General features: G+C 73.4%; 9 protein-coding genes. 4 read left to right on the top strand and 5 right to left on the bottom strand.

The window, feature by feature from the left end; all coding sequences use genetic code 11:
- Positions 1 to 40 precede the first annotated feature (40 nt).
- A complete protein-coding gene (locus OIE75_RS25815; RefSeq protein ID WP_122616280.1) occupies positions 41 to 517 on the top strand; it encodes a MarR family winged helix-turn-helix transcriptional regulator in 477 nt (158 codons plus the stop codon).
- A gap of 12 nt (positions 518 to 529) precedes the next feature.
- Here the strand turns inward: OIE75_RS25815 and OIE75_RS25810 are convergent, their stop codons facing one another.
- Positions 530 to 1,963: a sensor histidine kinase gene (locus OIE75_RS25810; protein WP_329472254.1), complete on the bottom strand. Its 1,434-nt coding sequence runs from the start codon at positions 1,961 to 1,963 to the stop codon at positions 530 to 532.
- The gene (locus OIE75_RS25805) at positions 1,960 to 2,682 is read right to left on the bottom strand and encodes a response regulator transcription factor (RefSeq protein ID WP_307015156.1); all 723 of its coding nucleotides are present in this window, start codon (positions 2,680 to 2,682) and stop codon (positions 1,960 to 1,962) included. Before OIE75_RS25805 ends, OIE75_RS25810 begins: the two co-directional genes overlap by 4 nt.
- Positions 2,683 to 2,808: 126 nt before the next feature.
- Between OIE75_RS25805 and OIE75_RS25800 the strand changes: the two genes are divergently transcribed.
- Positions 2,809 to 3,528, top strand: coding sequence for a PepSY domain-containing protein (locus tag OIE75_RS25800; RefSeq protein ID WP_329472253.1), 720 nt, complete (start codon positions 2,809 to 2,811; stop codon positions 3,526 to 3,528).
- Here the strand turns inward: OIE75_RS25800 and OIE75_RS25795 are convergent.
- The 3 genes from OIE75_RS25795 to OIE75_RS25785 form a co-directional block, all read right to left on the bottom strand.
- Positions 3,464 to 4,759 (bottom strand): MFS transporter, encoded by a 1,296-nt coding sequence (locus OIE75_RS25795; protein WP_329472252.1) that lies wholly within the window; start codon positions 4,757 to 4,759, stop codon positions 3,464 to 3,466. The two genes, OIE75_RS25800 and OIE75_RS25795, sit on opposite strands and share 65 nt — an antisense overlap.
- A 324-nt stretch (positions 4,760 to 5,083) precedes the next feature.
- On the bottom strand, positions 5,084 to 6,040 hold the full coding sequence (gene meaB / locus OIE75_RS25790) for a methylmalonyl Co-A mutase-associated GTPase MeaB (RefSeq protein WP_329472251.1): 957 nt from the start codon (positions 6,038 to 6,040) through the stop codon (positions 5,084 to 5,086).
- An 82-nt stretch (positions 6,041 to 6,122) separates the two neighbouring features.
- Positions 6,123 to 7,328 carry an acetyl-CoA C-acetyltransferase gene (locus tag OIE75_RS25785; protein ID WP_329472250.1) on the bottom strand — a complete coding sequence of 402 codons (1,206 nt, stop codon included), beginning with the start codon at positions 7,326 to 7,328 and terminating at the stop codon, positions 6,123 to 6,125.
- Between the two features lie 149 nt (positions 7,329 to 7,477).
- Here OIE75_RS25785 and mce point away from each other — a divergent pair, with 149 nt between their 5' ends.
- Positions 7,478 to 7,918, top strand: a complete 441-nt coding sequence (mce, locus tag OIE75_RS25780) for a methylmalonyl-CoA epimerase (protein WP_307015152.1) — start codon at positions 7,478 to 7,480, stop codon at positions 7,916 to 7,918.
- Positions 7,919 to 8,151: 233 nt separating this feature from the next.
- On the top strand, positions 8,152 to 12,066 hold the full coding sequence (gene scy, locus OIE75_RS25775; protein ID WP_329472248.1) for a polarized growth protein Scy: 3,915 nt from the start codon (positions 8,152 to 8,154) through the stop codon (positions 12,064 to 12,066).
- Positions 12,067 to 12,230: the final 164 nt, after the last annotated feature.

Below are 12,230 nucleotides of genomic sequence, written 5' to 3'. Positions count from 1 at the left end.
TCACTAGTTCGCCTTTCAACTTTTTAGGTAGACTTCATTCATGGAGACCGAGACGGCCACCCGCTGGCTGACCGATACGGAGCAGTGTGCTTGGCGCACCCACCTGGAGGTCAACAGGCTGTTGACGCACCAGCTAGAGAAGGACCTGCAGCCGTTCGGCCTGACAATGAACGACTACGAGATCCTGGTGAACCTCTCCGAGTCGGAGGGCGACCGCATGCGGATGAGCGACCTGGCCACCGCCACGATGCAGTCCAAGAGCCGCCTCTCCCACCAGATCACGCGCATGGAGAACGCGGACCTGGTCCGTAGGGAGAACTGCGAGTCCGACCGCCGCGGCCTCTACGCCGTCCTCACCGAGCACGGCATGGAGACCATGCGGAAGGTCGCGCCGCACCACGTGGCCTCCGTCCGCAGACACTTCATCGACCTGCTGGCCCCCGAGACCCTGACCGAACTGGACAAGGCACTCAAACCCATCGCGGAACACCTGCGCGGACAGCGCGGACGTTCCTGATCCAGCCCTGATCTAGGCGGCCGGCAGGCGGAGCTCGAACAGGGCACCGCCTGCCGGTGCGTCGTGCACGGTGAGCGTGCCACCGTGCCGCACGGCGACGTCGCGGGCGATGGCCAGCCCGAGACCCGCCCCGCCGTCGTCGCGGCTGCGGGCGGCGTCGAGCCGTACGAACCGTTCGAAGATCCGCTCCCGGTCGGCCTTCGGCACCCCCTCCCCGTCGTCGGCCACCCCGACCACGGCCAGGTCGCCGTCCCTGCGCACGGACACCTCCACCGCCGAGCGGGCGTGCCGCTGGGCGTTGTCGAGCAGATTGGCCAGCACCCGGCCCAGCTGCCCGCGCGAGCCGGCCACCGTCACCCCGCCGGCGACCCCGGCGCCCTCCCGCACGCTCACCCCGGCCCGTCCTCCGGCCTCCTCCCGCGCCAGCGCCGCGAGGTCGACCCGCGCGTCGGCGGGCCGCTCCCCCGCGTCCAGCCGGGCCAGCAGCAACAGGTCGGCGGCGAGGTGCTGGAGCCGTACGGTGTCCTCCACCGCGCCGTCCAGGTCCAGCAGCTCGGGATGGGCGGCGGCCACCTCCAGCTGGGTGCGCAGCGAGGCGATCGGGCTGCGCAGCTCGTGCGAGGCGTCGGCGACGAACCGCCGCTGCCGCTCCACGGAGGTCTGCAGCGCGGCCAGCGTCTCGTTCGTGGTCGAGGCGAGCCTGGCCACCTCGTCGTGGGTGCCGGGCACCGGGACGCGGCGGGCCAGGTCCTCGCTGGCGGTGATCGCGGCCATCTCCCGCCGGATGCCCTCCACCGGACGCAGCGCGCGCCGGGTCACCAGCCAGGTCACCCACCCGACGACCGCGAGCAGCACCGGGAAGCCGATCAGCATGACGGTCAGCGCGGTGTTCACGGCGCCGTGCTCGGCGGAGAGCGGGGCCCCGGCGTAGACGGTGAGGCGGCCCCGGTCCTCGGTCTTCACGGGGACGGCGGCGAAGCGGTAGTCCTCGGTGTCGCCGTCGATGGTCGCCGAACCGTCGCTGACGGTGGTCCGTTCGCCGATCTCCCCCGCTTCGAGCGGCTCGCCCGCGTCGTCATCGTCGTCCCCGTCGTCCGTGCCGTCGGTGCCGTCGGGCGAGGCGGCCGGCCGCGGCTTGACCGTCTCGACGCCGGTGCCGGTGATCCGCTCCAGGTCGTCACTGGCGGCGACCAGCGTGCCGTCCTCGTCGACCACCTGCACCGGGCGGTCGTCCACGTCCAGCGACAGGTCGGCGTACGGCGTCCCGACCGCCAGCTCGGTGGCGACGTCCCGCGCGGAGCGTTCGGCCTGGGTGCCGGCCTCGCCGAGCAGATTGGAGCGCAGGGAGAGCAGGACGGCGGCGCCGGCCGCGACGAGGGCGACGGCGACCACCAGGGTCGCGGCGAGCGTGGCGCGGGCGCGGACCGAGCCGAAGAGGCGGCTCATCGCCCGCCGTCCAGGCGGTACCCGGCGCCGCGCACGGTCCGGATGAGCCCGGCGCGCAGCTTGCGCCGCAGGGCGCTGACGTACACCTCGACGATGTTCGGGTCGCCGTCGTAGGCGAAGTCCCAGACGTGCTCCAGGATCTCCGCCTTGGACACGACCTGTCCGGCCCGCACCACGAGCTGCTCCAGGACCGCGAACTCCTTCGCGGTGAGGGTGACCTCGTCCTCGCCGAGGAAGACCCGGCGGGCGGCGGTGTCGACCTTCAGGTCGCCGTGGACGTGCACGGGCGAGGCCCCGCCGCCCTGCGCGCGCCGCCGCAGCAGCGCCTTCACCCGGGCGACCAGGACGACGTACGAGAAGGGCTTGGTGAGGTAGTCGTCCGCGCCCGTGTCCAGGCCCTCCGCCTCGTCGTACTCGCCGTCCTTGGCGGTGAGCATCAGGATCGGCACCTCGTGGCCGGCGGCGCGCAGGGCGGCGCAGACCCGGTAGCCGTTGAGGCCGGGCAGCATGATGTCGAGGATGACGAGGTCGTAGTCGCCCTCGCCGGCCCGGTGCAGGCCCTCCATGCCGTCGTGGACGACGTCCACGGCGTACCCCTCGGCGGTGAGGCCCCTCGCGAGCGACAGGGCCAACCGCTTCTCGTCCTCCACGATCAAGAGTCGAGAGGGGCGGCGCGAAGCGCCTCGAGCAGGGTGGTGGTGGGCGACGGGTGGGTGCATGCGTAAAGAGTGGCAAAGGGCGGCTGAAGATCCCTTCAGGAGGCTTCAGCTTCGGCTCAGCGTCGGTCCGCGACAGTGCAGAGGTCGGAAAGCGACAGCACTCTGGACGACTCGGGAGGAACCAGCATGAGGCGCAACATCGTCATCGCCGCCGTCACCGCCGCCGCACTGATCGGAGGGGGTACGGCGACGGCCCTCGCGACCACGGGCGACGACGGCCGGAGCACGACGCCCCGGGCGGACGTGAGCGTGTCGGACGACGGTGGCGTCCGGGACGAGTCCGACGACCACGACGACGACTCGGCGGACGACCGCGACGACCACGACGACGCCGCCCGCGCGTCCTCCGCCGAGGTGACGGCGGCCGACGCCATCGCCGCCGCCCTGCGGGACACGCCGGGCACCGCCGTCTCCGCCGAGCTGGACGACGCGGACGACGACGCGGACGACGGCGACGACCGCCGTGAGCGTGCCGCCTGGGAGGTCGACGTCCTCTCCGGCGACGGCACCTGGCACAGCGTCCGGATCGACCCGGCCTCCGGCAAGGTCCTCGGCTCCCACAAGGACGCCGACGAGGACGACACGGCCGAGGCGCGGGCCGCCCTCGAGGGCACTTCCGTCAGCGCGGCCGAGGCGGCGCGGGCCGCGGCCGGCAAGTCCACGGTGACCTCCGTGGACCTGGACGACGACGGCGACGACGGCCCGGCCGCCTGGGAGGTCGAGACCCGTGCCGACGGCAAGGGCGAGCAGGACTGGCGGGTCGACCCGAAGACCGGCAAGGTCACGGCCGACCGCTCGGACTCGGACGACTCCGGCTCGGACGACTCGGGCTCGGACGACGACTGACCGGCCCGGCCGACCCCGCGGACGCTTCGCGGCGGCGCCCCGGCACCAGCGCCGCCGCCACCGCGACCGCGCCGGCCACCGCGAAGCACACCGGCAGCGGCAGCCGTTCCACCAGCAGGCCCACCGCGGCGGCGCCGGCGGACATGCCGGCGTTCACGGCCGTGTTGCACCAGGCGCCCGCCCGGGTCCGGAAGCCGGGCGCGGCGCTCTCGTCGGCGATCAGGTACGCCGTCGTGAGCGCCGGTGCCACGAAGAGCCCCGCGCAGGCGACGGCCGCGATCAGCGTGCCGACGCCCGGGGCGAGACCGGCGGCGGCCAGGCTCACGCCGAGACCGGCCGCGAGGAACGGCAGCCGGGCGCGGGCGGACGAGGTCCAGGTGATGGCGCCGTTCAGCAGGCCGCCGACCGCACTGCCCGCCGACAGAGCCGCGAGCACCCAGGCGACGGCGGAGCCCCCGAGGTCGCGCTGGACCGCGTAGGCGACGGCGAGGAGGTCGACGGCGCTCACCGAGACGCCGACCCCCGCGGCGACGAGGACCGGTTGCAGCAGGGCCCGCCCCTGTCCGGCTCCGCCTCGCCCGCGCCGGGCCGGAGTAGCGTCCTTCTCCCGCTCCGCCGCCCGCGGGCGGTCCGCCGCCGGCGATGTGACGAAGCCGAGGGTGCCCACCGCCACCAGCACCGCGCTCAGCACGACGCCGACGGCGGGCGGGGCGACGCCGACCACCACGCCGACCAGCAGCGGTCCCGAGACGAAGAGCAGTTCCTCGGCGACTCCGTCCAGGCTGTAGGCGCGCTGCAGCATGGCGCGATCGGGGAGCATGCCGGCCCACACCGCCCGCATCGAGGGCCCGAGCGGCGGTGTGCAGGCACCCGCGAACGCGGCGGTCAGGGCGAGCACGGCCGCGGGCACACCCGGGCGCCAGCAGGCCGCCGCCGTCACGCAGAGCAGGACGGCGTACAGCAGGGCCATGGGGAGCAGGGCCCGGCGCGGGCCGTGCCGGTCGACCAGGCCGGCGCGGTAGGGGGACAGGAGGACACTCGTCGCGCCGAAGAGCGCCATGACCAGGCCGGCCACGGCGTACGACCCGGTGGACCGGGTCAGGGCGAGCATCAGGGAGAGGGAGACCGTGCCGTACGAGAGCCGGCCGACGAGGGCGGCCGCGAAGGTACGGCGGGCATGAGGGACACGGAGCACGGCGGCGTACGAGGGCCGCGGAAAGGGCGTGGACACGCGAAGGGTTCCTCTGCGGGGAGGCAACTGGGGGACGCCGAGGCGCGCGACGGCCGGATGCGGCGGTCGCGCGCGGGGCGGGCCCTATGCCAAGAGGAGGAACATGCGGGTCAAGGTAGCAGCGCGGCTCTCGGCGCGCGCGACCTTTTTCGGACACCGGGTGTCAGCCGTCGGACCCCGGGTGTCAGCCGTCGAACGCCGGATGCCGGCCGTCGGGCACCGGGGGTCAGCCGTCGGATGCCAGCCGTCGGGCGTCGGGCGTCGGACGTCAGGCGTCAGGCGTCAGGCGTCAGGCGTCAGGCGTCAGGCGTCAGGCGTCAGGCGTCAGGCGTTCGTAAGCCCCGTCACCAGTTCGTCCGCCGCGCGGTACGGGTCGAGTTCGCCCGCCACGATCCGTTCGGCGAGGGCGCCGAGGCGGCGGTCGCCGTGCAGGTCGCCGATGCGTTCGCGCAGGGTGGTGACGGCGATGGTCTCGACCTCGCGGGCGGCGCGGGCGCGACGGCGTTCGGCGAGGACGTCCCGCTCCTCCATCCACGCGCGGTGCTTCTCCAGGGCCTCGACCACCTCGTCGACGCCCTCGCCGCGGGCGGCGACCGTCTTGACGATGGGCGGGCGCCAGTCGCCGGCGGCGCGGGCCTCGCCGAGGCCCAGCATGTGGTTCAGCTCGCGGGCGGTGGCGTCGGCGCCGTCCCGGTCGGCCTTGTTGACGACGTAGACGTCGCCGATCTCCAGGATTCCGGCCTTGGCGGCCTGGATGCCGTCGCCCATGCCGGGGGCGAGGAGGACGACCGAGGTGTCGGCCTGGGAGGCGATCTCGACCTCCGACTGGCCGACGCCGACCGTCTCCACCAGGATCACGTCGCAGCCCGCCGCGTCCAGGACACGGATCGCCTGCGGGGCCGCCCAGGCGAGGCCGCCGAGGTGGCCGCGGGTCGCCATGGAGCGGATGTAGACGCCGGGGTCGGAGGCGTGCTCGGACATCCGGACGCGGTCGCCGAGCAGCGCCCCGCCGGAGAACGGGGAGGAGGGGTCGACGGCGAGGACGCCGACCCGCCTGCCCTGCTTGCGGTACGCGGTCACCAGGGCCGAGGTGGAGGTGGACTTGCCGACGCCCGGCGAACCCGTCAGACCGACCACGTAGGCCTGGCCCGTCAGCGGCGCGAGCGTCTCCATGACCTCCCTGAGCTGCGGGGACGCCCCCTCCACCAGAGAGATCAGCCTGGCCACGGCCCGCGGTCGGCCTTCCCTGGCCTGGGCCACCAGTGAGGAGACGTCCTGCATCACAGCTCCGTTCAGCTCCGTCCGACTACGTTCGACTGCGTTCGACTGCGTTGACGGCGTTCCTGAGACGCCGTACGGGCGCTCAGGCCTTCGGGACCCGGATGATCAGCGCGTCGCCCTGGCCGCCGCCGCCGCACAGGGCCGCCGCGCCGACCCCGCCGCCGCGCCGGCCGAGCTCCAGCGCCAGGTGCAGCACCAGCCGGGCGCCGGACATGCCGATCGGGTGGCCCAGCGCGATGGCCCCACCGTTGACGTTCACCTTTTCGGTGGACACGCCGAGGTCCTTCATTGACTGCACGGCGACGGCCGCGAACGCCTCGTTGATCTCGATCAGGTCGAGGTCGCCGACCTCCAGGCCCTCCTTCTTCAGCGCGTGCCGGATGGCGTGGGAGGGCTGCGACTGCAAAGAGTTGTCCGGTCCGGCGACGTTGCCGTGCGCGCCGATCTCGGCGATCCACTCCAGGCCCAGCTCCTCGGCCTTCGCCTTGCTCATCACGACCACGGCCGCGGCGCCGTCGGAGATCTGCGAGGAGGAGCCGGCGGTGATCGTGCCCTCCTTGGAGAACGCCGGCCGGAGCTTGCCCAGCGACTCCGCGGTGGTGTCGCCCCGGATGCCCTCGTCCTTGCTGAAGACCACCGGGTCGCCCTTGCGCTGCGGGATCTCGACCGGGGCGATCTCGGCGTCGTACACGCCGTTCTTCTGGGCGGCCGCGGCGCGCTGGTGGGACAGGGCCGCGATCTCGTCCTGGGGGCCGCGCTCGATGCCGAGGCGGGTGTTGTGCTTCTCGGTGGACTCGCCCATGGCGATGTTCTCGAAGGAGTCGGTCAAGCCGTCGTACGCCATGGCGTCGATCATCTGGACCGCGCCGTACTTGTAGCCCTCACGGGACTTCGGCAGCAGGTGCGGGGCGTTGGTCATGGACTCCTGGCCGCCCGCCACGACCACGTCGAATTCACCCGCGCGAATGAGCTGGTCGGCGAGGGCGATGGCGTCGAGGCCGGAGAGGCACACCTTGTTGATCGTCAGTGCCGGGACGTTCATGGGGATGCCGGCCTTGACGGCGGCCTGGCGGGCGGGAATCTGCCCGGCACCCGCCTGGAGCACCTGCCCCATGATCACGTACTGGACCTGGTCGCCGGTGACGCCCGCGCGCTCCAGGGCCGCCTTGATCGCGAAACCGCCGAGATCGGCCCCGGAGAAGGACTTCAGCGAGCCGAGCAGCCGTCCCATCGGGGTGCGGGCACCCGCGACGATGACGGAGGTCGTGCCGTTCGTTGCAGAAGACATGAGCTGCGATCCCCTTTTCCGGCCCGCACAGGCCGAGGAGTGAACGAGGGTTTACTCGAATGTACTGAGCGGTATCCCGCCCGTCACCCGGCGGTCGGTGTGATCGCGCGCACGTTGCGTAACCACCTCCGGAGCGCTGCACTGAATCCATGCTGACGCGAATCGACCACATCGGAATCGCCTGCCGCGACCTCGACACCACCGTCGAGTTCTACCGTGCCACCTACGGCTTCGAGGTGTTCCACACCGAGGTCAACGAGGAGCAGGGTGTCCGGGAGGCCATGCTCAAGATCAACGATACGTCGGACGGCGGAGCGTCGTACCTCCAGCTTCTCGAACCCACCCGCGAGGACTCCGCGGTCGGCAAGTGGCTGGCGAAGAACGGCGAGGGCGTCCACCACATCGCCTTCGGTACGGCGGATGTCGACACGGACGCCGCGGACATCCGGGAGAAGGGCGTACGCGTTCTGTACGACGAGCCCCGGCGGGGTTCCATGGGGTCGCGGATCACTTTCCTGCACCCCAAGGACTGCCATGGCGTACTGACAGAACTGGTCACTTCGGCGGCCGTTGAGTCACCTGAGCACTGACTCCCGTACATAGGGGCCGGTAGGGTTGGGTGCGGTCGCCGCTCAATCCAGGGTGACCCGGTCCTGTCGTCGGCGACGACGGGATCGCCGGGGTCGTGTTTCGGGGGGCGGGCGACGGGGCAGCGGCACATGCCCCGCCGTTGATCTGACACCATTCCCCGGGGGCCCCGTCCGTCGGACGGACGGAGCTCAGTCGGGAAGATTTGCGACCAGGGGACGGATGGGACCGCGCAGTGCGGGGCTACGAGAGCCAGGAGCGAGAGCCGGCGGCTGACGTCGACCACCTCTCTCGGTTCGAGGCCGAGATGAAGCGGCTGAAGACCGAGCGGGAAAAGGCGATCCAGCACGCCGAGGACCTCGGCTACCAGGTCGAGGTGCTGCGCGCCAAGTTGCACGAGGCGCGGCGCACCATCATGTCCCGGCCCGCCTTCGACGGCGGTGACATCGGGTACCAGGCCGAGCAGTTGCTGCGCAACGCGCAGACCCAGGCCGACCAGCTGCGCTCGGACGCCGAGCGGGAGCTGAGCCAGGCCAGGGCGCAGACCCAGCGCATCCTCCAGGAGCACGCCGAGCAGGCCGCCCGGCTCCAGGCGGAGCTGCACCAGGAGGCGGTGACCCGCCGCCAGCAGCTGGACCAGGAGCTGGCCGAGCGCCGGCAGACCGTCGAGTCGCACGTCAACGAGAACGTGGCCTGGGCGGAGCAGCTGCGCGCCCGTACCGAGCAGCAGGCCCGCCGTCTCCTCGAGGAGTCCCGCACCGAGGCCGAGCAGTCCCTGGCCACCGCCCGCGCCGAGGCCGAGCGGCTGACCTCCGAGGCCCGGCAGCGGCTGACCGACGACGCCGAGAGCGCCCGCGCCGAGGCCGAGCAGCTGCTGCGCCGCGCCCGCACCGACGCGGAGCGGCTGCTGAACGCCGCCTCCAACCAGGCCCAGGAGGCCACCGACCACGCCGAGCAGCTGCGCACCTCCACCGCCGACGAGTCGGAGTCCGCGCGGCGCCAGTCGCAGGAGCTGAGCCGGGCCGCCGAGCGGCGCATGGCGGAGGCCGAGGAGGCGCTACGCAAGGCGCAGGCCGAGGCCGAGAAGGTCGTCACCGAGGCCAAGGAGGCCGCCGCCAAGGCGCTGGCCGGGGCCGAGGCCACCAACGAGCAGCGCACCCGGACCGCCAAGGAGCAGGTCGCCCGGCTGGTCGGCGAGGCCACCAAGGACGCCGAGAACACCAAGTCCGAGGCCGAGCAGCTGGTCGCGGACGCCCGCGCCGAGGCCGAGCGGATCGTCGCCGAGGCCGCCGAGAAGGCCCGTACGCTCACCGCCGAGGAGTCGGCCACCCAGCTGTCCAAGGCGGCCAAGACCGCCGAGGACGTGCTGAACAAGGCGTCCGAGGACGCCAGGCGGACCACGAAGGCCGCCACCGAGGAGGCCGAGCGGATCCGCACCGAGGCCGAGGCCGAGGCGGACCGGCTGCGCGCCGAGGCGCACGACATCGCCACGGAGCTCAAGGGCGCGGCGAAGGACGACACCAAGGAGTACCGCGCCAAGACGGTCGAGCTGCAGGAGGAGGCGCGCCGGCTGCGCGGCGAGGCCGAGCAGCTGCGCGCCGACGCGGTCGCCGAGGGCGAGAAGATCCGCGCCGAGGCCCGCAAGGAGGCCGTGGCGCAGATCGAGGAGGCGGCGAAGACCGCCGAGGAGCTGCTCGCCAAGGCCAAGGCGGACGCGGACGAGCTGCGGCAGGCCGCGACGACGGACAGCGAGAAGGTCCGCACCGAGGCCATCGAGCGGGCCACCACCCTGCGCCGGCAGGCCGAGGAGACCCTGGAGCGCACCCGCGCGGAGGCCGAGCGGCACCGCACGGAGGCCGCCGAGCGCGCCGAGGAACTCCAGGCGGAGGCCGAGCGGGCCGCCCGCGAGCTGCGCGAGGAGACCGAGCGCGCCGTCGAGGCCCGCAGGACGGAGGCCGCCGAGGACCTGACGCGCCTGCACACGGAGGCCGAGGAGCACCGCACCGCCGCCGAGGAGGCGCTGACCGAGGCCCGCGAGGAGGGTGCGCGGCTGCGCCGGGAGGCCGCCGAGGAGAGCGAACGGCTGCGCACCGAGGCCGCGGAGCGGATCCGTACGCTCCAGCAGCAGGCCGAGACGGAGGCCGAGCGACTGCGCACCGAGGCCGCCGCCGACGCGTCCGCCTCCCGGGCGGAGGGCGAGTCCGTCGCCGTACGGCTGCGGTCGGAGGCGGCCGCCGAGGCCGAGCGGCTGAAGTCGGAGGCTCATGAGAGCGCCGACCGGGTGCGCGCGGAGGCGCAGACCGCCGCCGAGCGCATCGCCGCCGAGGCGTCGGAGGCGCTGGGCGCCGCCCAGGAGGAGGCCGCCCGGCGCCGCCGCGAGGCGGAGGAACTGCTCGGGTCCGCCCGGCAGGAGGCCGACCAGGAGCGCGAGCGGGCCCGCGAGCAGAGCGAGGAGCTGCTGGCCTCGGCGCGCAACCGCGTGGAGGAGGCGCAGGCCGAGGCGGTCCGGCTGGTCGAGGAGGCCGACCGGCGCGCGACCGAGATGGTGTCGGCCGCCGAGCAGCACGCGCAGCAGGTGCGGGACTCCGTCGCCGGGATGCACGAGCAGGCCCAGGAGGAGATCACCGGACTGCGCAGCGTCGCCGAGCACGCGGCGGAGCGCACCCGGCACGAGGCCGAGCAGGAGGCGGACCGGGTCCGCGCCGACGCCCACGCGGAGCGGGAGCGGGCGGGCGAGGACGCCGGACGGCTGCGGCGCGAGGCGCGGGAGGAGACCGAGGCCGCCAAGACGCTGGCCGAGCGGACGGTGTCCGAGGCCATCGCGGAGGCCGACCGGATCCGCGCGGACGTCTCGGAGCACGCCCAGCGGGTGCGCACCGAGGCATCCGACGCCATCGCCGAGGCCGAGCAGGCGGCGGCGCGCACCCGGGCGGACGCCCGCGAGGACGCCAACCGCATCCGGTCCGACGCGGCGACGCAGGCGGACACCCTGATCACCGAGGCGAGCGCCGAGGCGGAGCGGCTCACCACGCAGACGGCGGCCGAGACCGACCGGATCCGGACGGAGACGGTCGCGGAGGCGGAGCGCGTCCGTACGGAGGCGTCGAGCGAGGCGGAGCGGGTGCGGGCCGAGGCGAGCGCCCGGGCCGAGCGGCTGCTCTCGGACGCCACCGGGGAGGCGGAGCGGCTGCGGGCCGAGGCCGCCGACACCGTCGGGTCCGCCCAGCAGCACGCCGAGCGGATCCGCACCGAGGCCGACCGGGTCCGTGCCGAGGCCGCGGCGGAGGCGGAGCGGGTCACCACGGCCGCCCGCGAGGAGGCCGACCGCACCCTGGACGAGGCCCGCAAGGACGCCAACAAGCGGCGTTCGGAGGCGGCCGAGCAGGTCGACACGCTCATCACGGAGACCACGTCCGAGGCCGACAAGCTGCTCTCCGAGGCCCAGCAGCAGGCCCAGAAGACCACCGCGGAGGCCGAGTCGCAGGCCGACACGATGGTCGGCGCGGCCCGCGCGGAGGCCGACCGGCTCGTCTCGGAGGCGACGGTCGAGGGCAACACCCGTGTGGAGAAGGCCCGTACGGACGCGGACGAGCTGCTGGTCGGCGCCCGCCGGGACGCGACCGCCATAAGGGAGCGCGCGGAGGAGCTGCGCGAGCGCCTCACGTCCGAGATCGAGGAACTGCACGAGCGTGCGCGCCGCGAGGCCGCGGAGACCATGAAGTCGGCGGGCGACCGCTGCGACGCGCTCATCAAGGCCGCCGAGGAGCAGCTGGCCAAGGCGGAGGCGAAGGCCAAGGAGCTGGTGTCGGAGGCGAACTCCGAGGCGGGCAAGGTGCGCATCGCCGCCGTCAAGAAGGCCGAGGGGCTGCTGAAGGAGGCCGAGCAGAAGAAGGCCACCCTGGTCCGGGAGGCCGAGGAGCTGAAGGCCGAGGCGGTCCAGGAGGCCAGGCGCACGGTCGACGAGGGCAAGCGCGAGCTGGAGATCCTGGTGCGCCGTCGCGAGGACATCAACGCGGAGATCTCCCGGGTGCAGGACGTGCTGGAGGCGCTGGAGTCCTTCGAGACGCCGACGGGGGCCAAGGAGAACGGGGTGAAGGCCGGAGCCACGGTGGGCGCCCCACGTTCGGGTGGCAAGTCGTCAGACGGCTAGCGCGCGGAGCGGATTCGGTGTCTCCTGGAGATCTTTGGTTGACTCCCGCCCGGACCCTTGCCCAGAACTTTGGCAAGCCATCCGCGGGTCAGCCACTCAAAAGAGGTGTCATTCTCCGTATCAAACGCGCATCCGCTCGATGACACACCGCATTGGCGCCTAGG

The organism is Streptomyces sp. NBC_01723 (genome assembly GCF_036246005.1).
Lineage (GTDB): Bacteria > Actinomycetota > Actinomycetes > Streptomycetales > Streptomycetaceae > Streptomyces.
This window is presented reverse-complemented; position numbering and strand designations above follow the sequence as displayed.